The 25,985-nt window shown below is 67.1% G+C and carries 25 protein-coding genes; 17 read left to right on the top strand and 8 right to left on the bottom strand.

What is annotated here, in order from left to right:
• From VGV06_10170 to VGV06_10155, 4 genes are all read left to right on the top strand, one after another.
• Entirely contained in the window at positions 1–1,554 is a 1,554-nt protein-coding gene (locus VGV06_10170; GenBank protein HEV2055522.1) for an NAD(P)H-hydrate dehydratase, read from the top strand.
• Complete coding sequence (gene tsaE / locus VGV06_10165) at positions 1,551–1,985, top strand: tRNA (adenosine(37)-N6)-threonylcarbamoyltransferase complex ATPase subunit type 1 TsaE (protein ID HEV2055521.1); 435 nt, start codon at positions 1,551–1,553, stop codon at positions 1,983–1,985. Before VGV06_10170 ends, tsaE begins: the two co-directional genes overlap by 4 nt.
• A gap of 47 nt (positions 1,986–2,032) precedes the next feature.
• Positions 2,033–2,719, top strand: a complete 687-nt coding sequence (gene radC / locus VGV06_10160) for a DNA repair protein RadC (GenBank protein ID HEV2055520.1) — start codon at positions 2,033–2,035, stop codon at positions 2,717–2,719.
• A 129-nt stretch (positions 2,720–2,848) separates the two neighbouring features.
• Positions 2,849–3,292, top strand: a complete 444-nt coding sequence (locus VGV06_10155; protein ID HEV2055519.1) for a VOC family protein — start codon at positions 2,849–2,851, stop codon at positions 3,290–3,292.
• A 126-nt stretch (positions 3,293–3,418) separates the two neighbouring features.
• Here VGV06_10155 and VGV06_10150 read toward each other — a convergent pair whose 3' ends face one another.
• The 3 genes from VGV06_10150 to VGV06_10140 form a co-directional block, all read right to left on the bottom strand.
• Positions 3,419–3,703 (bottom strand): hypothetical protein, encoded by a 285-nt coding sequence (locus VGV06_10150; GenBank protein HEV2055518.1) that lies wholly within the window; start codon positions 3,701–3,703, stop codon positions 3,419–3,421.
• A 9-nt stretch (positions 3,704–3,712) separates the two neighbouring features.
• The gene (locus tag VGV06_10145) at positions 3,713–3,955 is read right to left on the bottom strand and encodes a hypothetical protein (protein ID HEV2055517.1); all 243 of its coding nucleotides are present in this window, start codon (positions 3,953–3,955) and stop codon (positions 3,713–3,715) included.
• Positions 3,956–4,248: 293 nt separating this feature from the next.
• Positions 4,249–5,253: a hypothetical protein gene (locus tag VGV06_10140; protein ID HEV2055516.1), complete on the bottom strand. Its 1,005-nt coding sequence runs from the start codon at positions 5,251–5,253 to the stop codon at positions 4,249–4,251.
• A gap of 18 nt (positions 5,254–5,271) precedes the next feature.
• Between VGV06_10140 and VGV06_10135 the strand changes: the two genes are divergently transcribed.
• Positions 5,272–6,081: a cobalamin-binding protein gene (locus tag VGV06_10135; protein HEV2055515.1), complete on the top strand. Its 810-nt coding sequence runs from the start codon at positions 5,272–5,274 to the stop codon at positions 6,079–6,081.
• 35 nt (positions 6,082–6,116) lie between these two features.
• On the opposite strand, the gene VGV06_10130 is transcribed toward VGV06_10135, so the two are convergent.
• Positions 6,117–6,578, bottom strand: a complete 462-nt coding sequence (locus VGV06_10130) for a RidA family protein (protein HEV2055514.1) — start codon at positions 6,576–6,578, stop codon at positions 6,117–6,119.
• A 69-nt stretch (positions 6,579–6,647) separates the two neighbouring features.
• Positions 6,648–6,974 carry a PilZ domain-containing protein gene (locus VGV06_10125; protein ID HEV2055513.1) on the bottom strand — a complete coding sequence of 109 codons (327 nt, stop codon included), beginning with the start codon at positions 6,972–6,974 and terminating at the stop codon, positions 6,648–6,650.
• Positions 6,975–7,308: 334 nt separating this feature from the next.
• Between VGV06_10125 and VGV06_10120 the strand changes: the two genes are divergently transcribed.
• Positions 7,309–8,109: an NUDIX hydrolase gene (locus VGV06_10120; GenBank protein ID HEV2055512.1), complete on the top strand. Its 801-nt coding sequence runs from the start codon at positions 7,309–7,311 to the stop codon at positions 8,107–8,109.
• Here VGV06_10120 and VGV06_10115 read toward each other — a convergent pair.
• Entirely contained in the window at positions 8,106–8,411 is a 306-nt protein-coding gene (locus VGV06_10115) for a hypothetical protein (protein ID HEV2055511.1), read from the bottom strand. The two genes, VGV06_10120 and VGV06_10115, sit on opposite strands and share 4 nt — an antisense overlap.
• A 113-nt stretch (positions 8,412–8,524) precedes the next feature.
• Between VGV06_10115 and VGV06_10110 the strand changes: the two genes are divergently transcribed.
• The 10 genes from VGV06_10110 to VGV06_10065 all read left to right on the top strand — a co-directional run bounded on the left by VGV06_10110 (position 8,525) and on the right by VGV06_10065 (position 21,273).
• The gene (locus VGV06_10110; GenBank protein HEV2055510.1) at positions 8,525–11,650 is read left to right on the top strand and encodes a CusA/CzcA family heavy metal efflux RND transporter; all 3,126 of its coding nucleotides are present in this window, start codon (positions 8,525–8,527) and stop codon (positions 11,648–11,650) included.
• Between the two features lie 32 nt (positions 11,651–11,682).
• Positions 11,683–12,102: a FixH family protein gene (locus tag VGV06_10105; protein ID HEV2055509.1), complete on the top strand. Its 420-nt coding sequence runs from the start codon at positions 11,683–11,685 to the stop codon at positions 12,100–12,102.
• A 6-nt stretch (positions 12,103–12,108) separates the two neighbouring features.
• Positions 12,109–13,407: a TolC family protein gene (locus tag VGV06_10100; protein ID HEV2055508.1), complete on the top strand. Its 1,299-nt coding sequence runs from the start codon at positions 12,109–12,111 to the stop codon at positions 13,405–13,407.
• A gap of 14 nt (positions 13,408–13,421) precedes the next feature.
• Complete coding sequence (locus tag VGV06_10095; protein HEV2055507.1) at positions 13,422–14,690, top strand: efflux RND transporter periplasmic adaptor subunit; 1,269 nt, start codon at positions 13,422–13,424, stop codon at positions 14,688–14,690.
• 54 nt (positions 14,691–14,744) lie between these two features.
• Positions 14,745–14,897, top strand: a complete 153-nt coding sequence (locus tag VGV06_10090) for a hypothetical protein (GenBank protein HEV2055506.1) — start codon at positions 14,745–14,747, stop codon at positions 14,895–14,897.
• Positions 14,898–15,524: 627 nt separating this feature from the next.
• The gene (locus VGV06_10085; GenBank protein ID HEV2055505.1) at positions 15,525–16,109 is read left to right on the top strand and encodes a cytochrome c; all 585 of its coding nucleotides are present in this window, start codon (positions 15,525–15,527) and stop codon (positions 16,107–16,109) included.
• The gene (locus VGV06_10080; GenBank protein HEV2055504.1) at positions 16,096–17,478 is read left to right on the top strand and encodes a TolC family protein; all 1,383 of its coding nucleotides are present in this window, start codon (positions 16,096–16,098) and stop codon (positions 17,476–17,478) included. The genes VGV06_10085 and VGV06_10080 overlap by 14 nt, the downstream gene beginning before the upstream one ends.
• A gap of 30 nt (positions 17,479–17,508) precedes the next feature.
• Positions 17,509–18,978 carry a copper oxidase gene (locus VGV06_10075; GenBank protein HEV2055503.1) on the top strand — a complete coding sequence of 490 codons (1,470 nt, stop codon included), beginning with the start codon at positions 17,509–17,511 and terminating at the stop codon, positions 18,976–18,978.
• 574 nt (positions 18,979–19,552) lie between these two features.
• Positions 19,553–19,726: a hypothetical protein gene (locus VGV06_10070; GenBank protein ID HEV2055502.1), complete on the top strand. Its 174-nt coding sequence runs from the start codon at positions 19,553–19,555 to the stop codon at positions 19,724–19,726.
• A gap of 464 nt (positions 19,727–20,190) precedes the next feature.
• Positions 20,191–21,273 (top strand): DUF6282 family protein, encoded by a 1,083-nt coding sequence (locus VGV06_10065; GenBank protein ID HEV2055501.1) that lies wholly within the window; start codon positions 20,191–20,193, stop codon positions 21,271–21,273.
• A 680-nt stretch (positions 21,274–21,953) separates the two neighbouring features.
• Here VGV06_10065 and VGV06_10060 read toward each other — a convergent pair.
• Positions 21,954–22,976: an MBL fold metallo-hydrolase gene (locus VGV06_10060; protein ID HEV2055500.1), complete on the bottom strand. Its 1,023-nt coding sequence runs from the start codon at positions 22,974–22,976 to the stop codon at positions 21,954–21,956.
• A gap of 95 nt (positions 22,977–23,071) precedes the next feature.
• Positions 23,072–23,233, bottom strand: a complete 162-nt coding sequence (locus VGV06_10055) for a hypothetical protein (protein ID HEV2055499.1) — start codon at positions 23,231–23,233, stop codon at positions 23,072–23,074.
• 359 nt (positions 23,234–23,592) lie between these two features.
• Here VGV06_10055 and VGV06_10050 point away from each other — a divergent pair, with 359 nt between their 5' ends.
• Positions 23,593–25,710, top strand: coding sequence for a DUF6600 domain-containing protein (locus tag VGV06_10050; protein HEV2055498.1), 2,118 nt, complete (start codon positions 23,593–23,595; stop codon positions 25,708–25,710).
• The last annotated feature ends 275 nt before the right edge of the window (positions 25,711–25,985 follow it).

Raw genomic sequence — 25,985 nt, 5'->3', positions numbered from 1 at the left:
ATGTGGCCGGTCTTCACGGCCGCCGAGATGCGCGCCCTCGACGCCCGCGCGATCGAGACGCTCGGCATCTCCGGGCCCCGGCTCATGGAGAATGCCGGCCGCGGCGCCGCGGCGCTGATCGCCCGCGAGTGGGCGCCGATCAGGGGAAAGCGGGTCCTCGTCCTCTGCGGCAAGGGCAACAACGGCGGCGACGGCTTCGTGGTCGCCCGGCACCTGAAGGCCAAGGGGACGAAGGTCCGTGTCCTTCTGATCGGCTCGCGCGTCGAGGTGAAGGGGGACGCGGCCCACGCGCTCGCCCAATGGCGAGGGGGCGTCGAAGAGATCCGCACCGAAGCGGAGGCCGCGACGGTCTCGCGCGCCCTCGACGGAACCGACCTCGCCGTGGACGCGCTACTCGGCACCGGGCTCACCGCGCCGGCCCGCGGACTTGCCGCTCACGTCATCGGACGGCTGAACGAGTCGGCGGCACGGGCAGGGTGTGTCGTGGTCGCGCTCGACCTGCCCTCGGGGCTAGGCTCGGACGGCGGCGCTCTCCCCGGTCCCGCGGTGCGTGCCACGCTCACGGCGACCTTCGCGGGCTACAAGCGCTCCCTCCTCCTCTATCCCGCCGCCGAGCAAGCCGGCCGCGTGGTCGTCGTCCCCATCGGCATCCCCGAGGCGGAGGTCGGGCGCGGGATAGCCACTTTTCTACTCGATGACACCTCGGTGAGCGGATTCTTCCCGAAGCGAAAGCCCGACGCCCACAAAGGCACGTACGGCCACCTCCTGGTCGTAGCGGGATCGATCGGTAAGAGCGGCGCCGCGGCGCTGGCGGGCTGCGCGGCGCTCAGGAGCGGTGTCGGCCTCTGCACCGTTGCGACCGCGGTGTCCCAGCAGTCTATCGTCGCCGGCTTCAGTATGGAGATCATGACCGAGGCGCTGCCGGAGACCGCGGCCCAGTCCGTCTCTTTCAGGGCAAAGGACCGCGTCCTCGAGCTCGCGTCCCAGCGCGACGCCGTGGCGCTTGGGCCCGGGCTCTCCCTGGACCCCGAGAGCCAGGCCCTCGCGCGTGCGCTCGTCGCCGAGCTCGACCGGCCCATGGTCGTCGACGCCGACGCGCTGTCGGCGCTGGCCGGTCACCTCGACCTACTCGGCGACGCGCCGGCGCCTCGCGTTCTCACGCCGCATCCGGGCGAGATGGCGCGGATGCTCGGGACCTCGATCGCCGAGGTCCAGGCCGATCGGATCGAGACCGTGCGGGAATTCTGCGCCCGCTACCGCGTCCATCTCGTGCTCAAAGGGGCGCGCAGTGTGCTCGGTGGCCCGGACGGGCGCGTCTTCATCAACCACACGGGCAATCCCGGCATGGCCACGGGCGGCAGCGGCGATGTGCTGACGGGCATGATCGGCGCGTTCCTCGCGCGCCGCTTCGACCCGCTCGCCGCGCTCCAGGCCGGCTGCGTCCTCCACGGGCTGGCGGGGGACCTTGCCGCAGCCGATCGCGGTGAGGAAGGCCTCATCGCCTCCGACATCATCGAGGCGATTCCGGGGGCGCTCAACCCGGCTGCCCGATGAAGGTCGTCTCACGAAGCGCCCAGGAGACGCAGGCCCTTGGTGCCCGGCTTGGTGCCCGGCTCGGCAGGGGCGACGTCGTGGCCTGCATCGGCCCGCTCGGGGCGGGGAAGACCTGCTTCCTCCAGGGCCTCGCGCGCGGCCTGGGCGTCATGACGGATGTCACGAGCCCGACCTTCGTCCTGGTCAACGAGTATCGGGGCAGGCTGCCGGTCTATCACGTTGACGCGTACCGCACCGGAAGCCTGACCGAGCTCGTGGACCTGGGCCTCGAGGAGATGCTCCACGGGGAGGGCGTCACGGTCGTCGAGTGGGCCGACAAGCTCCTGTCTCTCCTGCCGCCCCGTACCATTACCGTGACGATCGCGGGATTGGGCGACGAGCCCCGCCAGATCGAGCTCGCCGGGCCCGCGGAGGTCCTGGCGGGCGTCTGAGAGAGTGGACATTGTGCCTGCGACGAGCTTCATGTTACGAGAACGGCATGACGGGTGAGCTTCGGATCGCGGAGTGGCCGGCCGAGGAGCGGCCCAGGGAGCGCCTCTATCACAAGGGCGCGGCGGCCTTGTCCGACGCCGAGCTCCTGGCGATACAGCTCGGGACGGGCATCCGGGGGATGAGCGCCCTCGACGTGGCGGGCGGGCTCCTGACGCAGTTCGGCACGCTCCAGGAGCTGGCGGGGCGCGAAGTGGCCGAGGTGGCGGGTGTGCGCGGTGTGGGGCGGGCCAGGGCTGTCCGGCTGGCGGCCGCCTTCGAGATCACGCGGCGGCTTCGATCGCGCAACGGTCACGCGCGCCCGGTGCTGTCCAGCCCCGAGCAGGTCTTCGCGCGCTACGGGCCGCTGATGGAAGACCTCAAGAAGGAGGTATTCAGGCTGGCCCTCCTCGACGCCCAGAACGGCCTGCTCAAGGACGTGGTCGTCTCCGAGGGGACGCTGTCGGCGAGCCTTGTCCATCCGCGGGAGGTCTTCAAGCCTGCCATCCTCGAATCCGCGGCTTCCATCATCCTGCTCCACAACCACCCGAGCGGCGACCCCACGCCGAGCCGCGAGGACCTGAGACTCACCCGCCAGCTGGTCGAGTGTTCAAAGCTTCTCGACCTGCGCATCCACGACCACGTTATTATCGGTCGGGAGCGGTTCATCAGCCTGGCACAGCGAGGAGCGCTGTAGTGCGAGCCGAGGCGCTGCCGAGTTGCCGCAGGCACGAGAGCGACGAGGCGAGGGCTGATCAGTCTGAGCCGAGGCGCTGCCGAGTTGCCGCAGGCACGAGAGCGACGAGGCGAGCTAACCGGAGGTTCTATGAAAATCCAGGGAGTGGGGCACGTGGTGCTGAAGGTGAGGAACCTCGAGCGCTCGAAGGCCTTCTACGAGGGCGTGCTGGGGCTCAAAGAGGTCGCGCGCTTCCCGGGGCGGATGGTCTTCTTCTCGGCGGGCAACAACCACCATGACCTGGCGGTCATGGCCGTAGGTGCCGATGCCCCCTCGCCGCCTGACGACGCGGTGGGGTTGGCGCACGTCGCCCTCAAGATCGGAGACTCTCTGGACCTGCTGCGGGAGGCGAAGGCCCAGCTCGACGCCCACCAGGTGCCGATTCGGAGCACGCGGGATCATCGTGTGAGCCAATCGATTTACTGCGAGGATCCCGATGGCAATACCGTCGAGCTCTTCGTGGACGGTGATCCGGCCATCTGGGCCGAGGATCCCTCGACCGTGGCCACCATCAACCCGCTGACCTTAGACTAGCCTCTTCCCGCGCGGCTGAGGCGCGCGGCGGCCGAGGTTACTTCTGCCGCCGGAGGGTGATCTTCGCGCCGCTCATGCCGGCGAGGGTGCCGCTCATCTCGTCGCCGGTCACGGTCAGGGAGCCCGTCATGCCGGCCGGCACGGTGATCTCAACCGGTTGCCGGTGACGAACCCCTCGGTGAGACCGGTCGGGTCGTTCCGGCCGCCGGTCACCAGGATGGTCCCGCTGTACCGAGAGCCGGTCTGCTTGATGTCCATCTGGATCTGGCCACCGTCCTGGGACGGCATGAGGGCGACCCACGTACCCTGCCACTTGCCGCTCACGTCCACGGTGGGCGGCGCCTGCGTGCTGGCGCAGCCCGCCAGCCCCAGCAGGGCGATTCCGGCTACAAACGATAGCAGTCGTCGCACGGAGATCTCCTAGCCCTTGGCCAGCTTTTCGACTTCCTTCTTGGAGAGGCCCTGGATGCGCACCAGGAGGCCCTTTACCTTCCGCTCCGAGGTGTGATCGGCCAGGATCAGCTTCTTCGACTTCGTACCGTTGGCGATGTAGGCGACCCAGTCATCCAGGCTCGGCGTCCCCCTCCACACCACCGTCAGTCCGCTGAGCCGCATCCGCTTCCTGCCTTCGACCTTCGCCAGTGGCTTCCGGCTGGCCTCCATACTCACCGTCCCCTCAGCTGCGTGTTCACGTCCTCTTTTCTACCTCGTAAATGCCGCGCAGGTGTCCACCTTAGGTACGGGCACAAACCATGTCAAGGCTTCGTTTCGCCGCGCCAGATGCGGGTTTTCTCGCTCTGCGAGCGTGGGACACGCGTGAATGCTGTGTGTCTTTCAACCTATCGAAGCGGTGGACGGTCGGAGCGTCATATATTCGATACGTGACCGCAGAACCGCATCGGACCGTGCATTTTTTCATGGTGTGGATGGCTGTGGATAAGTGGATAAGGTGTGGGTTACCGAGAGGCCTTGACAAGCGCATCGAGGATTCGTCGCGCCAGGAGCGGGCCGCGCGTGATGAATCCGGTGAAGTAGCCGCACGCCGTCGCGCCGGCCTGGAGTACCTGGAGGGCCTTGTCGGGCGCGTCGATGCCTCCGGTGGCGATGATCTCGATGCCGTCGCCGAATTTCTCACGCAGGCGCCGCACGTTTTCGAGCGTGCGTTCAAAGAGCGCGGGCCCCGAGAGCCCTCCGGCCTTCTGCGAGAGGCGCGGCTCCTCCACGCGGTGCGCATTGCCGCAGTTGACGATGGTGATGCCCGCGTCACGCGCAGCCGGGATCGTCGTCTCTTCATTGATCCGGCGAAAATCCGGCGACACCTTTACGATGACCGGCTTGTCCGTTGCCTTTCGCACCGCGCGGAAGACTTTCGCCAGCTCCTGGGGCCGCTCGGACCAACCGTACACGAGCTTGGTATTGGGCGAGGAGATGTTGATCTCCACCAGGTCGCCGAAGGGTGCCAAGCCCTCGACCACTGCGACGTAGTCGTCCGCCGACTCGCCCGCCGCGGCGACGATGAGCGGGACGCGGTGAGGAAGGGAAGCCAGCGCGATGCGATAGGCCTCGAGGCCGGGATTGTGAAAGCCGTTGCAGTTGACGAGCCCGGGCCCCTCCGGCGTGGTGATGCGCACGAGGTTCGGCCGCGGATGCCCCGGGCGCGGCTTCGGCGTGATGCTTTTGGCGGTGACGGCGCCGAACCCGAGCCCCATTGCCCGCCTGAGAATGGTCGTGTCGTAGTACATGGAGGACAAGATCAGCGGGTTCGGCAGCCTCACGCCGCCCAGCGTGATCGCGAGGCGAGGATCGTCGTTGCGGAACACCGGCAGCAGGTCGAGCGGGACGAGTCGCAGTGCCCACTGGCCGAGCGGCACGGCGATTCGCTCCGGGAGCCGCGAGAGCACGCCGCCGTAGAGCAGACGGTAGAGGAGATCGGTGGCGCGCTCCATGGTCGTTCCGGCCACATGGTATCCTAGAGCGCGATGAGGTTCCACGACGCAACGGGAGCCGCCGTGGTCCTGCCGGCGCCGCCCCGGCGCATTGTCTCGCTCATTCCGAGCGTCACGGAAATTCTCTTCGCGCTCGGCGCCGGTCCCTCGGTGGCGGGCTGCACGGTGTACTGCACCGAGCCTCCAGAGGGTGTCGCGACCAAGACGCGCGTGGGCGGCGAGAAGAACCCGAAGCTGGACGTGATCCGCGAGCTCAACGCGGACCTGGTCGTCGCCAACATCGAAGAGAACGTCCGCGAGCACGTCGAGACTCTGCGGAGCTGGGGCATCCCGGTCTACGTCACGTATCCCCGGACCGTCGCCGAGGGCATTCGGCTCGTGAGCGATCTCGGCTTGGTAGTCGGGCTGCCGGAACGGGGGGAAGAGATGGCCGCGGCGCTCGAGGCCGCGCTGGATGACGTGCGCAGCGGCTGCGCGGGAACGCCCGCCCGCCGAGTGTTCTACCCGATCTGGCGCCAACCCTGGATGACCGTGAACCGCGACACGTACGCCCACGACATGCTCGCGCTGTGCGGAGGCGACAACGTCTTCGGTCAGTCAGCGACGCGCTACCCGGAGGTGACGCTCCCGGATGTCGCCCGCGCAGCGCCAGAGATTATCCTGCTGCCCGACGAGCCGTACCGGTTTCGCCGGGCCCACCTCGCGGATTTTGACGCGCATCCCGACATCCCCGCGGTGCGAGACCGCCGCGTCCACCTGGTTGACGGTAAGCTCGCCACCTGGTACGGCCCCCGCATCGCCGAGGCGCTCCGCGTCCTGCCCCGTCTCATCGCCGGCGAGTAAGCGCGGCCACGGTGTCCGCGCTCGGCTTCGCCGCGCTACTCGACCTCGAGGATCATCTCGATCTCGACGGGGATGCCCATGGGCAGCTCGGCCATGCCCACCGCCGAGCGGGCGTGCCGGCCGTTCTCGCCGAAGACCTCGACCATCAGGTCCGAGAAGCCGTTGATCACCTTGGGCTGGTCGCCGAAGCCCTCGGCGGAGTTGACCATGCCCAGCACCTTGACGACCCGTTTGACCTTGTCGAGGCTGCCCAGGAGTGTCCTGGCCGAGCCCAGCAGGTTGATGCCCACGTCCCGCGCGACCTTGTAGCCGTCCTCGAGCGAGAGGTCGCGTCCGACCTTGCCGCGCACCGTCGGCACGCCGTCCACCCGAACGGGCCCGTGGCCCGAGAGGAAGAGGAGGTTGCCGACGCGCACACCCGGGACGTAGTTACCCCCGGGCTTGGCCGGCTGGGGCAGGGCGAGGCCGAGCTCCTTGATCCTGGCTTCCGCGCTCATGAGGGATCCTCGCTGGTGACGGTGGTAGGTAGGCGTGACGCGGGGAGTGGGCTGCTGGAGGCCGAGCGGTCAGGACGGCAGCGGCACAGGCCGTGGAGCGGTCTCAGCGTACACGTCGTCGTCCCCGTCCACGCCGATGAAGAAGAAGGCCGAGCCGTCTCGGTCCGAGCGCCAGACGATGGCATTGACGTCGAGGCTGTGGCCGTTCGGGGGGCGGATGCGGAGCTTGGCCGAGCTACCGATTTCGAGGGGGGCCTCCACCAGCCCGACCTTGGTGCCCATGGGGCTCAGGTCCATGGTCTGGATGTTGAAGTGGCGGTCTCCAACCTCGAGGACTACCGGCCAAGCTACCTTGGCTCTGGGGTATCGCCTGAGATCGGCCCTGCGTTCGTTCATGCCCAACCCCCTCTATTACTTGGGGATTCTCTCACCAGAGCAGGGCCCTGGCAAGCCTCTTTCGGCTCCTGCCCGACCGGGCGCTCAGGGTGACTCCGCGCAGAAGAGAAAGATAATGGGCCGCGTGGATCCCTCGCTCCGGTCATTGAGGCAGCGGGTGCGGATCGGGGGAGAGTCTCGGCGAGCGGGCGGGGTGCTCGAAGCACAGCCACCCAAGAGGAGCCCCAGGGCCAGGACCGTTAGCAGAGCGAGAGGTTTCATGCGGATACACCAAGGTTAGCATGCGCTTGGACAGCCCCCGGTCTCCTGTGTGACAATCCGATGGACTCGCCCTATGACCCAGCCCGTTATCCCGTCCCCGGCCGCTACCCTCGTCGTCCTTCGAGACCGGCCACCCACGGAAGTCGAGGCCCTGCTGCTCCAGCGCCATGCCAAGAGCAAGTTTGCCGCCGGAGACTACGTTTTCGCGGGCGGCAAGGTCGAAGCCGACGACATGCCCCCCGACGGTGAAGGCTTCTGCCGTGGTCTCACGGCCGGGCACGCGGCGGCTCGGCTCGGCGGTGGACTCGCGCCCCGAGACGCTCTCTCATACTGGGTAGGAGCCATCCGCGAAGCCTTCGAGGAGGTGGGGGTGCTTCTGGCCTATGAGCCCGACGGCCGCCTGCTCCGCATTGCGTCGGACGCCAAGCCCCGCTACGAGGCCTATCGGATCGCGTGCCAGAAGGCCAACCCGGCCTTTTTCGATATGCTGAGGGCCGAGCATCTGACGCTGGCAACCGACCGCGTGGCTTACTTCGCCCACTGGATCACGCCCGAGGAGCAGCCGCTCCGTTTCGATACGCGCTTCTTCGCCGCTGTCATGCCGCCGGGGCAGGAGCCCGTCGTGGATGGCCACGAGATCGTGGACCTCAAATGGCTGACCCCGGCGGAGGCAATTGCCGCCTCTCAGCGTAAAGACATCGGTCTCCGCTTTCCGACCATCAAGAACCTCGAGCTGGTGGCGGCCGGTGGCGCCCCGGCCTCGAGCGTGCTGGAGTCCCTGGGCAGGCGAGAGGTGCAGACGATCAGGCCGCGCGTGCTCCAAATGGACGGCAAGCCTCTCGCTGTCCTGCCGGGCGACCCGCGTTGGTACTAAGGGATGCTATAATCCATGCATATGAAGCGCTGGGTCGTCTGCGTTGCAACGGCCGTCGTCCTCCTGTGGGCATTGTTGATCCCGCTGGCGATAGCGGCCGACCCGTGCCTGGCGATGTGCGTCATGTTCGTGTGCGAGGACTCCTGTGGCGCATCCTCGGGCACGACGGCCGCACCAACCGCTGGCACGTCGCTGGATCCCGTAACGACCCTGGTTATATTGGCTCCTGACCATGCTGCCGCCGTTCCGCTGACCGTCCCGAAGCCCCCGCCGAAGCCCTCGCTCCTCTCCGCGTAGTTCACTCAACGATCCGTCGTAACGACCGTTAGCAGCCCGGGGCGAAGTCCGCTCACCGGGAGCGAGGGAGAGTGTCCATGTTCTGGCATCTGGCGTCACGTCCGTGCGGGGCTCAGCCGTGATCGATTGGCTGATCGCGGTCTCGCTCCGCAATCGCTTCCTCGTGATTGCGGGCTTTGCAGCGCTCGCAGGGTGGGGCTATTGGGCGCTGCTCACGACTCCGATCGACGCGATTCCGGATCTCTCGGACAACCAGGTCATCGTGTTCACCGACTGGCCCGGCCGCTCGCCGCAGGAGGTCGAAGACCAGGTCACCTATCCGCTGACCACGAGCCTCCAGGGCCTGCCCGGTGTGCGGGTGGTGCGATCGTCCTCCGCCTTCGGCTTCTCGATGATCAACGTGATCTTCGAGGATGCGGTGGACCTCTACTTCGCCCGCACGCGCGTCCTTGAGCGGCTGAATCTCGTCACCAAGTCGTTGCCAACCGGCGTGGTCCCGACCCTCGGGCCCGACGCCACCGGGGTCGGCCACGTCTTCTGGTACACGGTCGAAGGCGCGGGGCAATCCCTACGTGACCTTCGGGCCATCCAGGACTGGTACATCCGCTACCAGCTCAACGCGGTTCCCGGCGTGGCCGAAGTCGCCAGCGTCGGCGGGATGGTCCGCCAGTATCAAATCGACGTGGATCCCAAGCGCCTGCGCGCCCTTCGGATTCCCCTGTCGGCCGTGGTGGACGCGGTGATGCGAAGCAACCGCAACGTGAGTGGCAACGTCGTCGAGGGCAGCGGCACGTGGTCGGTCGTCAGGGGGCTCGGCCTGATCGAGCGGCCGGCAGACCTGGAGCAGGTGGTGATCGGGGCCGAGAATGGCGTGCCCATCTATCTGCGTCAGGTCGCCGACGTCAAGATCGGCGACGCGTTCCGCGCCGCGGCCCTGGTCAAGGGCACGAACGAGGCAGTCGGAGGCGTGGTCGTGGCACGGTACGGCGTCAGCACGGTTGACGTCATCGAGCGGGTGAAGGAAAAGATCCGCGTCTTGGAGCCCGGCTTGCCTCCGGGCGTCCACATCGTGCCCTTTTACGACCGATCGGTGCTGATCCAGCGGGCCGTGCAGACCCTCAAGCGCGCACTCCTGGAGGAAGCCCTTGTCGTCACGCTCGTGAACATCCTCTTCCTCCTCCACCTGCGCTCGGTCCTGATCGTGACCATCCCGATCCCCCTCGCCGTGCTGACAGCCTTCCTGTTCATGCGGTATCTGGGGATCACCTCGAACATCATGTCCCTGGCCGGGATCGCCATCGCGATCGGCGTGCTCGTGGACGCCGCGATCGTGGTCACCGAGAACGCGTTCCGCTTCATCGAGAAGCGCGGCGTGAACCCCCGCGACCGGGCGGCTGTGGCAGTCGCGGTGCTCGACGCGACGCGGCTGGTGGGCCGTCCGATCTTCTTCTCGATGGCCATCATCATCCTTGCCTTCATCCCGGTGTTCGCCCTCACCGGGCAGGAAGGCAAGCTCTTCCATCCTCTCGCCTTCACCAAAACCTTCGCGATGGCAGGGGCGACGATCCTTTCAGTGACGCTGGTGCCGGTCCTCTGCACCTTGCTGATCGGCGGCCGGGTGCGAGGGGAGGAGGAGAACCCGGTCATGAAGCCCCTGATCTGGCTGTACCGCCCCGTCCTCGACTGGGCGCTCCGGCATCGGCTGCCGACGCTCGCTGTCGCCGCGCTGGTCGTGGTGGGCGCGGTCGCCCTCATCCCCCGGATGGGCAAGGAATTCATGCCGCCGCTGAACGAGGGCGACCTGATGTTCATGCCGATCACCGACCCGGCGGTATCGCTGCCTCAGGCGATCGAGCTCACGCGGAAGCAGAATGCGGCCATCCTGACCGTGCCCGAGGTGGCCTCGGTGGTGGGCAAGGTGGCTCGCGCCGACACCTCGACGGATCCGGCGCCTCTCAACATGACGGAGACGGTGGTCGGCCTCAAGCCCGAGTCACAGTGGCGACCCGGGATGACGCGGGAGAAGATCATCGGCGAGCTCGACGCGGCGACGACCATGCCCGGAGTCTCCAATATCTGGACCCAGCCCATCATCAACCGGATCAACATGCTCACGACGGGCATCCGCTCGGAGGTGGGCGTGAAGATCTTCGGCGCTGACCTCCGCCTGCTGGAAGAGCGGGCCCGCGCTGTCGCTGAGGTGCTGCGCGCGATCCCGGGCGCGGCGGACGTCTACGCGGAGCAGGTAAGCGGAGTGCCCTACCTCGACATCACGGTCAACCGGGAGGCGGCCGCCCGGTACGGCATCTCCGTGGGCGCCGTCCAGGACGTCATCGAGACCGCCGTCGGGGAAACCAATCTCACGCTCACGATCGAAGGGCGCCAGCGCTTCCCCGTCCGGGTCCGGTACGCCCCGCAGTACCGCGCGAGCGCCGAGGCCCTGGCCGGCGTCCTGGTGTCCGGGCCGACCGGCATCCAGGTGCCCCTCGGGCAGCTCGCCGAAGTGCGATCCGTGAGCGGGCCGGCGATGATTTCGAGCGAGAACGGTCTGCTTGTCGTGACCGTGCTCCTCAATGTCCGCGGACGGGACGTCGGGAGCTTCGTAGACGAGGCCAAGCGCATCGTCGCAAAGTCGGTGCCCCTGCCGAAGGGGTCCTACATCGAGTGGAGCGGGCAGTACGAAAATCAGGTGCGAGCCAAGCAGCGGCTCCAGCTCGTGGTCCCGGTCGTCATCGTGATCATCTTCCTGCTGCTCTATCTCACGTATCACTCGATCCTCGACGCCGCGCAGGTCTTGCTCGCGGTGCCCTTCGGGCTCGCGGGCGGGATCTACCTCCAGTACGCGCTCGGCTACAACTTCTCGGTCGCGGTGTGGGTGGGGTTCATCGCGCTGTTCGGAACGGCCGTGCAGACAGCCGTGGTGATGGTGATCTACCTGGATGAGGCGGTGGCCAGGAAGCGGGAGTCGCTCGGGGGGCGGCTCACCCGGGCCGCCCTGCTCGAGGCGGTGCAGGAGGGGGCGCTGCTCCGGCTCCGGCCGAAAGTGATGACGGTCTCGGCGGTGGTGGCGAGCCTCCTGCCCATCATGTGGAGCCACTCGACCGGCGCCGAGGTCATGAAACCCCTGGCGACCCCGGTGCTGGGCGGAATGTTGAGCTCGCTCGCGCTGGTCCTGATCGTGACGCCGGTGATCTTCTACTGGCTTCGCGAGCGACAGATTGGGCGCGAAGAGGGCAGACAATGAATGGAACAATGCAGCGTCAAAGGAGACAAAACATGCTGAAGCGATTGATGGCGGCGTTGGTGTTGGCAGGATGGGCGGTGGCGACCGGGCCGCTCATGGCCGGCTGGGCCGCGGATCTCAAGGTGATCCAGACGCAGCAGACGAAGGACGTGGTCGTCACGCTCAAGAGCGAGACGGGGCAGTGGAAGCCGGGGAAGAACGCCTTCGTGCTCGACTTCACCTCGGCCGCGACCAAGCAGCCGATGGACATGGACAAGGTCAGCCTGAGCACCAGCATGGGGATGCCCGGTATGGCGCCCATGGTGGCAGGAGCGACGGTGACGCCCGACAAGGCGCCCGGGCGCTACGTTGGCACGATCGAGTTCCCCGACGCCGGCACCCGGCAGGTCGCGGTCTCCTGGGACGGCCCGGCCGGCAAAGGCTCGGCGCGCTTCTCCGTCTCGGTGCGGTAACAGGCCATGACCATCCGGGGACATCGTATCGCCGGCGGGGTCATTGCGCTGACGGTGCTCGCCGTTGCTGTGTCCGAGGCATGGGCCCAGCTTTTGCCGGGGCGACTGACGGTTGACGAGGTGGTCGCATGGGCACTCAGGGACAACCCTGACTTGGCCGCCGCCCGCACGGACATCGACGCCGCGCGCGGCCGCTTGCTCCAGGCCGGCCTCCGGCCGAACCCGACGGTGGAGCTCGGCGGCCAAAAGGCGCTGACTTCGGATAACAACGTGACGGTCGGGCTCACCGTGCCCCTCGATCTCAATGGCCGCCAGGAAGGGCGGATCGGTGTCGCCGGGCAAGAGCTCGAGGCCAAGCGCGCGCAGGTGGCGGACCGTGAGCGGCGGCTCCGGGCCGAGGTGCGGATGAAGGCCGCCGAGCTCCTTGGAGCCCAGCGCGACCTGGAGACGGCCGACGAGCTCCTGCGAGTGAACCGCAAGGGACTCGCGCTGGTCGGCGAGCGGGTCCGACAGGGCGCAGTGCCGGCGCTCGAGGAGAGTCTGCTTCAGGTCGAGGTGAGCCGCCTTGACGCCAACCGGCGACTCGTCGCCAGTCGCGGAGAGGTGCTCACCCTGCAGTTGAAGTCGCTGGCGGGGCTCGGGCCCGAGGCGCCGCTCTCTGTCGCAGGAGACCTCTTCACGCCGCCGCCCGTTACCCTCGACCGGGTGGCAGCCGCGGCGCGTGCCCTCGAGGTCCGCCCGGATCTGGCGATGGCGCGCGCCGAGGCGGCCACGGCCCGCGCCCGTGTGGCCAAAGAGCGGGCCGAGGGCCGATGGGATGCCAGCATCAACGTGGGGTACCAGCGGCAGTCAACCGGCTTCGACCTGATGGGGCTGACCGATCGTGGCGGCACGCGACCAATTCAGGGCGTCTTCGATTACTTCGGTGGCAGCGTGTCCATTACGGTGCCGGTGCGGAACCGGAACGAGGGAAACGTGGCGGCCGCCGAGGCGGAGACCCGAGGGGCTGGACGGCGCCTGGATGCGCTGATCCTGACCGTCCGACAGGAAGTCGCGTCGGCCTTCGCGCAATACCAGGCGGTGCGGCAGGCGCTCGACATCTACACCCACGGCGTGCGTGACGTGGCCCAGCGGAACCTCGATGTCGTGCGCCGGACATGGGAGCTGGGCCGACGCCCACTGCTCGACGTCATCGCCGAGCAGCGCCGCTTCATCGAGGTGGAGATGGGTTACACGGAGGCCCTCAAGTTGGCGTACACCACCGCCGTGGAGGTCGAGCGCGCGATCGGGGAGCCCGAGCGGTGAAAGGAGACGCCGACATGGACAACGAGTGGGACGGTGGCGCTCCGCCCAATCAGCCGCGCCGGCTGACGCCTTCCCTTCTGGTGGCCGGGGCACTCGGGCTCGTGGCTCTGGGCGCAGGCAGCGCGGTGCTGGTCATGAGGACCGGGTGGCTCGGCCAGCCACTTCAGGTCTCTCCGGTTGCTCGCGTCTCCACGCCACCGGCTTCCGTCACGACACCGTCGGATTCCGTCGAGGTCGTGCTGACGCCCGAGGCCATCGCGCGGGCGGGAATCAAGACCGCCGCCGTGATCAGTGCCGAGGAGAGTCGCGCGATCACCGTGCCGGGGACCGTGATGGCCAATGCGTACCGGGAGGTGAAGGTGACGCCGGTCGCGGGGGGCATCGTGACCCGCGTCGCCGTGGAGCTGGGCAGCACGGTCAAGCGAGGGCAACCGCTCGCCGCGGTGTTCAGCAGCGAGCTTGCCGACGCGCAGACGAAGTTCCTCTCGATGGCGGCCATGCTGGAGGCCGATCACCGAAAGCTCCGCCGGACGCAGGAGCTCGCGGAGATCGGGGCCGCGAGTCGCCAGGAGCTGGAAGAGGTTACGGCGGTGCACGCGACCCACGAGACGGAGCTGGAGTCTGCCCGCCAGCGGCTCATGGTGCTGGGCTTGGGGCCTGCGCAGATCCGCGTCCTCCAGTCACCGAGCCAGATCGTGTCCAGCGTGACCGTGCCCGCGCCCATCGATGGCGTGGTCACAGCGAGGACTGCGAACCTCGGGCAGGTCGTCGGCATGGGCCAGGAGATGTTCGTCGTGACGGATCTGTCCGAGGTGTGGGCGGTGGGCGATCTCTACGAGCAGGACTTCGCAGCCGTACGGGTGGGCTCCGCCGCGACGGTGTCGACGCCGGCCTATCCCGGACTGACGCTCCAAGGCCGTGTGACCTACATCGATCCGAGGGTGGAGCCGGCCACCCGAACGGCCAAGGTTCGGGTCGAGGTGCCCAACCGTGACAGCCGACTCCGGCTGGGCATGTACCTGTCCATGGCTTTCGACACCAGCTCGGGACAGCGCGTGGTGCTGGTCCCGAAAGTGGCAGTCCAGAGCCTCGGCGACAGACAGGTCGTCTTCCTGCCCGCCAAGGGCGAGGCCGGCAAGTTCATCCAACGCATCGTGCGGTTGGGAGAGCAGAGGGGCGAGAGCCAGGTCGTCCTCAGCGGCCTACAGCCGGGCGAGATCGTGGTCACGGACGGAAGCTTTCTCCTGCGCGCCGAGGCCGCCCGGAATGCGCCGTCCGGCTAGGTGCGGGAACTGGACGTGAGTCTCACTGGGATGACCTGGTAGAAAGGAGTCGTCATGATGACCGACATGATGGGAAGAATGATGGGCGGTGGCTGGATGATGGTGATCTGCTGGGTGCTGGCGCTGGGTGTGCTCGCGCTGGTGGTTCTGGCCGTCGTGCTAGCAATCCGATGGCTCAGCGGGCGCAGGGGCGATGACGGGCGATGAACCCCGGCCGTGAGATCGGTGCAGACCACCGCACGTGTCGCGGCGGTTGCCGTGCCGCCGGCGCCACCATTTGTTGACACCGGCGGAACCGTCGAGTAACCTTCGCGATCATGCGCGCGCCTAGATTCTGGCGATTCGGCTCCCGGTGGACGCTGGTGTTCGCGGCGACCCTGATGGTCTTCGGCAACGTCTGTGAGTTCTCCACGGAGTCGCACAGTGCTGAGGCGGCACCGGCACACGAGATCGACCAGGGCGGCGAGCCGCACCACCACAGTGCGGCACACCTCAGTGCCTGCGAGGGCGCCGCCACTGCGCCCAGCAATACGCCCGCATTCGGACTTGACGCGGTGGCGTTTCTGCCGAGTCTGGAGGCCTGGGCGGTGCCTTTGCAGGACCACGTCGTAGCTGTCGGCATGCGACCGGTATCCCTCAGCGGTCCACCTCGCTTCATCCTCCACGCTGCACTCCTGATTTAGCCGTCCTCTGTAAGCCGTAGTTGCCCGCGGTATCCCAAGTTCCAAGGATTTTGCCTTGCGGACGGCTCACGTCGTGTCCGCTCTGGCTACCGCCCGGGCAGCTCGCACTTTACCTACGTTCCGGGCCCGTACGAGCCCGTTGGAGGCTTTTATGACGGTTGGACGGCTCCATTGGAAGGTGCTCGGCATCACGACCTTGGCCGCCGCGCTGCGGACGCTCGGTCCTGGCATGGGCGACCCGGCGCTGGGCGCTCAGCAGATCCTTGCTCAGGCCCAGCAACCGGGAACGGGTCCGGCCGCCGGCGCTCACGCTCACGTGCATGCGCCGGTGCCTGCCGCCTACGCGACCTCGCACATTCCGGCGCGGGCCTGGACAGATCCCAAGATGATCGCCAAGGGGAAGGAAATCTACACGGCCAAGTGCGCTCTCTGCCATGGCGAGAAGGGGGACGGCAAAGGGCCGGGCAGCCTCAATCTGCCGCTCAAGCCGGCCGATTTCACCGACGCCAAGATGGTAGGCGAGATGGCCGGCAACTTCTGGTTCTGGCGCGTGAGCGAAGGCGGGCTCGTCGAGCCGTACAAGTCCATTGGGTCGGCCATGCCGCCATGGAAGGGCGAGCTGACGATCCCCGACCGGTGGGCTGTGATCGCTTATGTTCACACTCTCTCGGGGCATCAAGGGCCACATACACCGGGCGAGCATCCTGGGTTGGGAGGCGGACATGCTGGCCACTGAGCGGACTGGTGTCGTGGGTGCGTGTGGGTTGGCCTCGCTGGTCGGCGCGGCCGCGCTCCTGGGGTCCGTGACGCTCGTCAGCGCGCAGGCGCCACAAGCGGCTACACCCATGGGCGGGCTGCGCCTCGAAGACCTCGAGCGTATTGCGCTCGAGAAGAATCCCACGCTGTCCCAAGTGCAGGCCTCCATCCGCGCCGCGCAAGGCCGCCAGACGCAGGCGGGCCTCTATCCGAATCCCCTGGTCGGTTACCAGCTTGAGGACCAGAACACCCGTACGCCTAACCAGAACAAAAACTTCTTCTGGTTCCAGGTGCCCATCGTCACCGCCGGCAAGCTGCAGAAGAGCCGGGACCTCGCGGCGACAGACAGCCAGCGCGCCGCCATCACGGCGGATATGCAGCGGCTCCGCGTGTTGACCACGGTGCGGATGCTCTACTACGAAGGCCTCGGCGCCGCACGCATTGTGGACGAGCGGCAGGCGCTGGCCAAGCTCACTCGGGAGGCTGTTGGAGTTTCCGGGGAGCTCTTCAACGTGGGGCAGGCCGATCGCCCCGATGTGCTGGACGTCGAGATGCAGGCCCAGCGGGCGGAGATCGAGCTGATGAAAGCGCAGAGTCACCAGCAGCGCGTCTGGCGGATGCTGGCCTCGGCGGTGGGCGAGCCATCACTGCCGATCGCCAAACTTGAGGGCGATCTGACCGCGAAGATGCCGCGCTTCGACGGCGAAGCGGTGCTGGCCCGCGTGCTGCGCGAGAGCCCAGAGGTCCGGCAGGCTCAGGTGAATGTCGAGCGGGCCAAAGCCGCCCTCGAGCGGGTGCGTGCCGAGCGGATCCCAAACCTGTTCGTGCGGACGAAGCTCGGATACAATTCGGAACAGGTTACGCCTGGCAAGGACGTTGGTTTCGAGACCGGCATCGAGATTGGTATCCCGCTCCCACTCTTCGACCGCCAGCAGGGCAATGTGGCGACAGCCCAGGCCGACCTCGAGCACGCGCAGGCCGAGGTGCGGCGCCTGGAGCTGGCGCTCCGCTCCGAGCTCGCGACGGTCATTCGTGGCTACGAGGACGCCAGGATGGAGGTCGAGCGCTACGAGCGCCAGATCCTCCCGCGCGCGCAGCAATCCGTTGAGCTCTACCGGAAAGGGTTCCAGCAGATGGCCGCGGCGTACCCACAGGTACTCATCGCGCAGCGCACGCTCTTCCAGTCACGCGCCGAGTACACGCAGGCGCTGGTCGACCTGTGGCGCACGGCTTCGCTTCTGGAGGGGATGCTCTTGAGTGGGGGACTGGACGCGCCTTTCCACATGTCCGTTAGCCAGCCGCCGCCGACCGGCCACGTGCCGACAGCCGCGGGCCGGCCCGCAGACTAGACATTTCCAGAGACGACAAGGAGAGCCACCATGACAGTGCGCAGACGGAATTTCCTCCAGGGAGCACTCGGCGCCGCGGCCGGCATGCTCAGCGCCGCCTGGGCCGGCAGAGCCGACGCGCAGCATGCTGGACATGGTGCGCGGCCGGTTGCTGGGCAGGCGCGCGGCGCGGCACCGACGGGCAAGGCGACCGGGACCAAAGTGGCAGTGAACGTCCTTGATGTGCCGAAGCTCCCGTACGAGATGGACAAGGGTGTCAAGGTATTCCGACTCGTGGCCGAACCCGTCAAGGTCGAGTTCGTGCCCGGCAAGCTCTTCGACGTTTGGGGTTACAACGGCAGCATGCCTGGACCGACGATTGAGGTGACCGAGGGCGACCGCGTGCGTGTTCTCTTTGAGAACCGCCTGCCTGAGCCGCAGACCGTGCACTGGCATGGTCTCGAGGTACCGATCGAGATGGATGGCGTGCCGGCCATTAGCCAGCCCCTCGTGATGCCGGGCGAGCAGTTCACCTATGAGTTCACTCTCCACCAGAACGGCACGTTCTTCTATCACACCCACATGGCCATGGCCGAGATGATCGGCCTGATCGGGTTCTTCATCATCCACCCGACGCAGGCCTATGAGCCCGCCGTGCAGAAGGATTTCGGGATCATCCTGCAGGAGTGGGCCGTTTTGCCGAACAATACGGTCCCGAACACGCTGTCCATGGAGTTCAACTGGCTGACGTTCAACGGCAAGGCAGGCCCGGCGGCGACACCAATGCTGGTCAAACTTGGGGAGCGGGTCCGCATCCGGATCATAAATATCGGGATGGATCACCATCCGATCCATTTGCACGGCATGCAGTTCACCGTGACGGGAACGGAGTCCGGACGGATCCCAGAGTCGGCTCGCTATCAGCAGAATACCGTCCTCGTCGGTGTTGCCCAGGCGCGGGACATTGAATTCGTCGCAAAATACCCAGGCGACTGGATGCTGCATTGTCACCTGCCGCACCACATGATGAACCAGATGGTGTCCATGGTCGGCCCCATGGCGCACGGCGGACCCTTGCAGACTGGCAAGGGGATGGAAGAGGGCATGGGGATCATGAAGGGGCACGCCCTGTCTGACGAGAACGCGCCCGGCTTTGGGCGGGGAATGGGCATGACTACCGCCGAGAAGCCCGTGTCCCCGATGGTCGGCCAGCCGCCTCATCAGAGCCGGGCGGCCACGCCCGGGTACGGGGCCGGGAGCGGTCAACGCCGGGTGCCCGGCTTCCCTCAGGACATGTGGATGCCGATGGACGAGGAGGTCACGAAGGCCGAGACCTATGGCTTGCCGAAGGATTGGTCGGCATCGCTGGGCGGCATGATGACCCTGGTCCGGGTGCTTCCGCCTGACAAGTACGACGAGATCATGGCGCTCGTGAAGGAAGCGGGAACGGACGTGCAAGCCGCACCTCCCCAGCCGCGGCCGACTCCGACGCAACCTTCAAGCGGTGGGCACCGTCATTAGGGCGAGGGCGGTGATAGCGGGGGCTGTGCTGATCCATGATGGAGCCGCCCTGCGCTTGCGCAAGGGGGCCCCGTGAACGTGAACGCCTGCTGAAAAAAGCACTTGACCTTGCCCCAAGGGGGAAGGTTTAGGCTCCATCCATGGGACGAGACGGCCTACTCATCGGTGAAGTGGCCTCACGGAGCGGGGTGAGCCGCAAGGCGCTTCGGCTCTACGAACGGACAGGCATTCTCCCTGCGTCGCGACGGACTACATCGGGCTACCGGGTCTACGGGCCGGAGACTCTGTCGACCCTGGCATTCGTCGCACAGGCGCGGCGCCTCGGTTTCCACCTCGATGAGATCAAGGAGGTGGTCCAGATCAGGCGGTCGGGCCGCTGCCCGTGTCCACACGTCCTTGACCTTGTACGGCAGAAGGTCGAGGAGCTTGACCGAACGCTCGCTGACCTGACCGAAGTGCGACGCGGTCTCAAGGAACTACTCAGATCGTCCTCACGATCACCACGACGCGGCGAGGCCACCGTCTGCCATCACATCGAGCGACTCAAGATCGTGAAAGGAAGGAGGTGAACACATTGGACAACCGGAAAGTGCTGTTGTGCCCAGCCGGGTGTGGGGAGTGCCCGGAGGTGGAGTTCGCTGGCGAACACGTCCGGGTCGGTGAGGCCGGCAATCTCGCGGTTCTCACCAAGGACGAGTGGAATGTGCTGGTTGACCTGATTCGATCCGGCCAGCTCTCGAAGGTCTGACGAGCGACGTGCGGGGAGGCCACCTGGACCCTGGACAGGTGGCCTCCCCGTGGCAAGAGTCGTGACCTCTCCCCCGAAAACGACGACGGCCCAAAACTAGAGTACGCTGGCGCCTTCGATGGTCCATCACACGAAAGGACGGGACCGATGAAGCGCTCGAAATTCTCCGAGGAGCAGGTCGACTCGCCCGGTCCTCGGCAGGACCGTCGGAGTCGAGGCCCGGGAGCCACTAATTCCTAGTTGGCGGGTCACATTGCGGGGGCCTGCAATTGCCGCTATCGACCTAGCTGATCTTCGAGGTGATCCGGGTGGTCTACGGTCGCCTCCCAATCATGCCCGCCCGGGGTAGGGGTTGTGTTGCAGATCGGTTCGTGCTATGCCGCAGGGTGCCTAGAACCGGAGTGTGTCGTGGACCAGACCTGCTGCCTTGGCCGCTCAACCCTGCCTCAAAGAGGAGGTGGCCCATGAACCCCTTTACCCTTCCACGCTGGCGCTTCATGAACTGCTGCGGCCACAGTTGGAGCCACGACCCCGACCCCCGGAGCACCGCTGACGGCCGGAGCACGAGCCGCAGGGACTTCTTCAAGACCGCGGCCGCCGGCGCCGTCGGGCTCGCCGCGCTTGCGACCCTGAAGGACACGGCGGCGGCCCAGGTGCGCGTGTTCCCGCCGCCCCCGCCAGCCGTCAGCCCCATCGAGGGCCTGATCGACTTCCACAACCACTGCGCCCCCGATGTCTTCGGTCGTGCCGTCGACGATGACGAGATGGCCCAACTCTACATGGCGCGCAAAATGGAAGCCGTCGTGTTGAAGAACCACGTGGCCCTCACCGCCGATCGCGCCTGGCTTGTACGCAAGCACAACCCGGGCATCAAAGCTTTTGGCGGTGTGACCCTCAACGGTGCCGCAGGCGGCATCAATACGGAGGCCGTGCAGTGGATGTGGCGGATGCAGGGCGGCTACGGCCGCGTGGTGTGGCTGCCGACCTTCGACGCCGACAACCACGTCAAGCACTTCAAGGATGCGCCCGAGGGCATCAAGGTCGTGGGCCCCGACGGCAAGGCCCTGCCCGCGCTCCGCGACGTGCTCAAGGTCTGCGCCCAGCAGAAGCTCGTGCTCTGCACCGGCCATGCTTCACCGACCGAGTGCCTGGCGATCATCGAGGCCGCGCGCGATGCCGGCTGCGACCGCGTTGTCGTCACCCACTCGGAGTTCGAGGTGGTCAACATGACGGTCGAGCAGATGAAGAAGGCCGCGTCCATGGGCGCCAAGCTGGAGATCGACGCCATGGGGCCGCTCATGGGGCCGACCGCGCATCTCCCCTGGATGCGCCACTGGCGGCAGGTGACGTACAAGGAGTCCGCCGCCCATATCAAGGCCGTGGGCGCCGAGAACTTCGTCCTCGGCACCGACCTCGGCCAGACGGGCAACCCGTCTCAGCCGGACGGCTACGCGATGCTGGTGGCCGGGCTCGTGGCAGAGGGAATCACCAAGGAGCAGATCAAGATCATGGGCCGGGAGGTGCCGGGCAAGCTGCTAATGGGCTGATGCCGCTGAGGAACGGACCAACAGACTGGCGGGGCGGGGAGAGTAGTCACCCCCCGCCAGAGTGTTTTAGTCGCGTCGCCTTTCTTCGGTCTCAGTGAGCTGTAACACACAGAGTTACTTGGCGAAAATGTAGCCGTGACCAAACACCGGTTTCAAACCGTGACCTCGAACTGAAACATCAGTGACCTGTTTGCCGACAGGTGGTTGCGGGCCCACGCAACCACCGAAATCGACCCGCTTGACCTTCGAGGTGGACATCATCGGAGGCTGGAGCCCAGCCGAAGTCGTCTGCTTTGTGCTCGAGAGTCTTTCTGGCAGGCTCAATCCGAGAGAATCAGGTGGGGACCGATGTAGGAATGTCTTCGGAATATGGGAATCAGACTGGGATTCCCACGGGTGTCCCCTCCGGGCGCGGCTTCTAGCCAGGACTGAAGAGTCGGCTGGCTTGAACCGATACAAGCGGGGAACAGCTGCACTTGTTCCCAATGCGCGGGATCGGGCGGATATGACGGCGCTCAGGCACGCGACGCGGACCGGGCGCCGCGACATCGCGGAGCTGCCGCGCCGCTACGGAGCCGCGGAATAGTCGTCGCCCCCGCGCCCGGCTGCACTCGCGGGGAATTGCTTCCGCTAGAGGCGCAGCCCGGCAGCGGCTGGACCGAGCTGCACCCCGCGGGCGCCTACGCGGCGTAGGCTTCGAAGAACTTCATCACCACAATCTTGCTCTTGGGCGACACCTGCTTCGCCTCTTTCACCCAGAGGTCGAGATTCGCCGGGTCGCCGAAGATCGCCCGCAAATCCTGCGGCCCTTCCGAGTAGGGCTTCTCGAAGTTGTCCCAATGCGTGGGGAGGATCACCTTCGGGTAGTTCAGCGCCTTGAGGAGCCGCGGAGTGAAGTTGTGGATTTGGTTGGCGAAGATGGAGGCCACCAGCGCCACGTCGGGCTTGAGGCCGGCGATGGCCCGCTCGACGAAGTTGGCGGTGCTCATGAGGAAGATGCTGAACTTGCCCCCGATCGTGATCAGATAGATGAGGCTGTCCCCCTCGGGCATGTCCCCGACGGTCGTGGGGGGCGGCGGGACGGAGTAGAGGTGGCCCGGGACCGCGTGCTTCTTCGTGGGTCCCATGGAGTGGAGGCCGGGGAAGACCTCGATGGTGTACCCATCGAACTGCATGACTTCGCCACCCTTGACCTGCACGATCTTGCCCTCCGTGACGCCGGAGGCGCGGAGCACATTGGCGTGGGTCTCGGAGCCGATGACCTGGGCTCCGGTCTTCTTCGCGATGTACGGGATGTCGGCCATGTGATCCCAGTGGCCATGGCCGATGAGGATCTGGTCGGCCTTCGGGATGTGCTGGTCGATCAGGGCCTCTTCCACCTTGATGGGCGTCTTCGCGTTGAACTTGCCCGCGAAGAATCCCGTATCGAACCGGCTGAACCATGGATCGAGCAGGATCGTCTTGTTGCCGAAGGTGATCTCCCATCCGTCGGTGCCGAACCACTTGAAATTCACGCCTGCGGAACCGGGCCCCCCGCTCTTGGGAGCGGGCTCAGCCCCTTCAGCCACGCCGGGGAGCAGGAGCGACTTGCCCAAGCCCAGCGCGGTGCCGGCTACTCCTGCGGCCAGCCCGCCGCCTAGGAACTGGCGTCGCGAGACTCCTGCAGGCACGTGAGAGAGCGAGGAGGTGTCGAAGAAGCACATAGCGATCTCCTTTCTCTGTGATGGGTGAACGGCTCGCTACGGCTTCGGTTTCCAGCCCTTGAAGCGCTCGCGCAGCACCTTCTTGTCGAATTCCTCTACCGAGGTGGTCGCTCGATCAGCGCGCCCAAGCCGAGCCGCTCGGCCACCTCGCGTGGCCACAGCAGCCCGGCGTCGGAGGTCACCGTCGCACGATGGAACTCGACACGGAGCTGGGCGTTGAACGAGAGGCGACACAGGCCAGATGTCGCGTCACCCATCGGGTGGAGCCCTCCGAACCAGCCAGGAGCCTCGGGGGCCGCGTCTTTTAGCGGCAACTGCGCCATGATACCCCGCTGCGTTCACCCGTGATATCGGAAATCCGGGTAAATACCCGACCGCGTTGTTGCGTCAGATAGGCAGAGTGTCCTCGAGGAGATTGCGGCCTGCGCCGTGACCGACCGGCCATAGCCGCTCCCGGGACAGACAGGAGTCAGCCATGATCCCACGACGAGTCGTTGCAGCGCTTCTGGCACTGATCATGATGAGCGGCCCGGGGGTAGCACGGGCGGTCGATCCGCCACCTGCCCCGCCCGCCCCATCCGCTCCGGCTGCCCCTCCAGCCCCGCCCGGAGCGCCGGTGCCAGCGCCGGCCAGTGACGTCACGCCGGCACGCGTGAGCTACCTCAACGGTGAGGTGTCCTTCTGGCGCCCCGGCGGGCAGGAGTGGACACCGGCCAAGGTCAACATGCCCCTGGCGCCGGGCGACCTCCTCTATACGGGACAGGGCGGCAATGTCGAGATCCAGGTCGGGCAGCGCGCCTTCCTACGGGCATCCGAAGGCACGCACGTCGGCCTCGATAACCAGGAGCCCGACTTCGTCCAGTTCCGCGTGACGGCCGGTCATGCCGCGCTTGACCTGCGCGAGCTCACGGCGGCGCAGACGGTGGAGCTCGACACCCCGCACGGAGCCTTCACCGTCGAGCGCACGGGCTACTACCATGTCGAGGTGAGCCAGGAGTCCACCGCGTTCGACACCCACCGCGGGGGCAGCGCCACGGTGACTCCCGCGGGCGGTGCCGCCACACCGGTCGCGGCCAATCAGCAAGTCGTGATCACCGGGACGGACTCGCCGCGCGTGGAGATGGCTGCCGCCCCGGCGCTGAGCGCGTGGGATCGCTGGAACTACCAGCGCACGGACTATCTCCTCCAGCCCGCGAGCACGCGCTACGTCTCGCCTGCCGTGTACGGAGGGGAGGCACTCAATCAGTACGGGAGCTGGCGCCCGGTCGAGACGTACGGGTCGGTGTGGGTACCCGCCGGTGTGTCTCCGGACTGGGTGCCGTACAGCACAGGCCGCTGGATTTGGGACCCGCGCTTCGGATGGACGTGGCTCGATGATGCGCCGTGGGGCTGGGCGCCCTATCACTACGGCCGCTGGGTTTTCCTTGGCAACTACTGGGCCTGGGCCCCCGGGCCGGTCGTCGTCCGCCCTGCCTACGCCCCGGCGCTTGTCGTCTTCCTCGGCGGCGGCGGCGCGGTGACCGTGGGTCGGCCGCTCTACTGGGCGCCGCTCGGCTGGGGCGAGCCGGTGTTCCCGTGGTGGGGGCGGCCTGGCTTCGTCGGCGTGGCCTGGTGGGGCGGCTGGGGCGGCCCGCGCGTCGTCAACAACGTCGTCGTCAACCGCACCACGAACATCAACGTGACCAACATCACGGTGTACCGGAACGTGCAGGTGACCAACGCCGTGGTGGGCGTGCCCGCCGAGCGCTTCGGCCAGGGCCAGGTGCAGCCGACGCGGATCAGTCAAGCGCAGGCGCAGCAGCTCACGCCGGTGCGCGGCGCGCTCGCGGTCCGGCCGATCGCGGCCAGCGTGCAGCCGGCGACCGGCTCTGCGGCTCCGCCACCGGCGGCCATCCAGGCGCGCCCGGTGGTGGCGACGCGTGCGCCTCACGATCTCCGGCCGGCGCTGCAGGCCCAGGGTCTTGCCGCGACGCCGGCGGTCGCGCCAACAGCGCCGCCCCGACTAGTGCCCTCGCCTCGGTCTGCACCTCCTTCCACGAATGCTGCGGTCGCACCAGGAGCCAGTCCGGCTCGGACTCCGAGCGGGGCACTTGGCGTTGCCGGTCCCACCGTTCGCGGGCCTCTAGAGAAGAAGGGGAGCGCGGCGGAGCAGGCGTCGCCAGTCCCACCATCGGGTTCACCAAAGGCTGCGCCGACTCAGTCCCGCGACACGATGCGCTCTGATTTCCCCACAGGGTCGGGTGTGCCCTCGCCTCGGTCTGCGCCTCCTTCTCCGAATGCTGCTGTCGCACCCGGAGCCGGCCCGGCTCGTACTCCGAGCGCGGCGCCTGCGGTTGCCGGCCCCACCGTTCCCGGACCAGTCGAGAAGAAGGGCAGCACGGCAGAGCGGGCATCACCGCCTCCAACGCCCGGCTCGTCAAAGGTGACGCCGCCTCAACCCCGCGATGCGGTGCATTCCGACGCCCCCACAGGGGCGGGGTCTGAGCCACGAAAGGACAAACGAGTAGTTGCGACCCCTGAGCGTGGCCCAGCAGGCGCCATCGCCGCTGCGCGGTCGACGCAGGAGGGCATGGCGTCACGTCAGACGCCGCCGCCACCCCCGCCGCCTCCCGTCACCCAGAACGGCGCGAGCAGGCGTGCGCGAGAGGAACCCCGCGCCAATCATCCCGGCCCGGCCACGGCACCGACTGACCGCCCGGCTCACGTGGAACCACCCACTCGAGGCGAGCGGTAAGGCCGCGTCGGGTCCTCGACGGAACACGGGTTCGGACTAAGGCCCTAGTGCGCTCCGTCTCAGCCCCCATCCTCTCGTCCGGCCAATGAAGACAAGCCCTGTCGATTGGCAATCCCTTGCAAAAGCCAGCTCGAAGGATTGAGCAGGCCTCTACGCCGGAAACGCGTCAAGGGTTGGGCCCGTAGGGTCAGGATCTCAAACCGCGCGCTCGAGCGGCGACGTCAGACCTCATGCCTTCCGAGCTCTCGGAGTTCCCGTACGGCTATGCCGCGGTT

The organism is Candidatus Methylomirabilota bacterium (assembly GCA_035936835.1).
Taxonomy (GTDB): domain Bacteria; phylum Methylomirabilota; class Methylomirabilia; order Rokubacteriales; family CSP1-6; genus AR37.
Note: the sequence above shows the minus strand (reverse complement) of the source record. Positions and strands in the feature narration are given on the sequence as shown.

What these genes read in the sequence shown, in the direction of transcription:
- VGV06_10155 (HEV2055519.1), top strand. Translation starts at nt 2,849, where the DNA reads ATGAAAATCCAGGGAGTGGGGCACGTGGTGCTGAAGGTGAGGAACCTC.
- VGV06_10145 (HEV2055517.1), bottom strand. Translation starts at nt 3,955, where the DNA reads ATGGAGGCCAGCCGGAAGCCACTGGCGAAGGTCGAAGGCAGGAAGCGG.
- VGV06_10095 (HEV2055507.1), top strand. Translation starts at nt 13,422, where the DNA reads ATGGACAACGAGTGGGACGGTGGCGCTCCGCCCAATCAGCCGCGCCGG.
- VGV06_10170 (HEV2055522.1), top strand. Translation starts at nt 1, where the DNA reads ATGTGGCCGGTCTTCACGGCCGCCGAGATGCGCGCCCTCGACGCCCGC.
- tsaE (HEV2055521.1), top strand. Translation starts at nt 1,551, where the DNA reads ATGAAGGTCGTCTCACGAAGCGCCCAGGAGACGCAGGCCCTTGGTGCC.
- VGV06_10130 (HEV2055514.1), bottom strand. Translation starts at nt 6,578, where the DNA reads ATGAGCGCGGAAGCCAGGATCAAGGAGCTCGGCCTCGCCCTGCCCCAG.
- VGV06_10060 (HEV2055500.1), bottom strand. Translation starts at nt 22,976, where the DNA reads ATGTGCTTCTTCGACACCTCCTCGCTCTCTCACGTGCCTGCAGGAGTC.
- VGV06_10125 (HEV2055513.1), bottom strand. Translation starts at nt 6,974, where the DNA reads ATGAACGAACGCAGGGCCGATCTCAGGCGATACCCCAGAGCCAAGGTA.
- VGV06_10065 (HEV2055501.1), top strand. Translation starts at nt 20,191, where the DNA reads ATGAACCCCTTTACCCTTCCACGCTGGCGCTTCATGAACTGCTGCGGC.
- VGV06_10105 (HEV2055509.1), top strand. Translation starts at nt 11,683, where the DNA reads ATGCTGAAGCGATTGATGGCGGCGTTGGTGTTGGCAGGATGGGCGGTG.
- VGV06_10135 (HEV2055515.1), top strand. Translation starts at nt 5,272, where the DNA reads ATGAGGTTCCACGACGCAACGGGAGCCGCCGTGGTCCTGCCGGCGCCG.
- VGV06_10075 (HEV2055503.1), top strand. Translation starts at nt 17,509, where the DNA reads ATGACAGTGCGCAGACGGAATTTCCTCCAGGGAGCACTCGGCGCCGCG.
- VGV06_10090 (HEV2055506.1), top strand. Translation starts at nt 14,745, where the DNA reads ATGATGACCGACATGATGGGAAGAATGATGGGCGGTGGCTGGATGATG.
- VGV06_10085 (HEV2055505.1), top strand. Translation starts at nt 15,525, where the DNA reads ATGACGGTTGGACGGCTCCATTGGAAGGTGCTCGGCATCACGACCTTG.
- radC (HEV2055520.1), top strand. Translation starts at nt 2,033, where the DNA reads ATGACGGGTGAGCTTCGGATCGCGGAGTGGCCGGCCGAGGAGCGGCCC.
- VGV06_10120 (HEV2055512.1), top strand. Translation starts at nt 7,309, where the DNA reads ATGACCCAGCCCGTTATCCCGTCCCCGGCCGCTACCCTCGTCGTCCTT.
- VGV06_10080 (HEV2055504.1), top strand. Translation starts at nt 16,096, where the DNA reads ATGCTGGCCACTGAGCGGACTGGTGTCGTGGGTGCGTGTGGGTTGGCC.
- VGV06_10100 (HEV2055508.1), top strand. Translation starts at nt 12,109, where the DNA reads ATGACCATCCGGGGACATCGTATCGCCGGCGGGGTCATTGCGCTGACG.
- VGV06_10055 (HEV2055499.1), bottom strand. Translation starts at nt 23,233, where the DNA reads ATGGGTGACGCGACATCTGGCCTGTGTCGCCTCTCGTTCAACGCCCAG.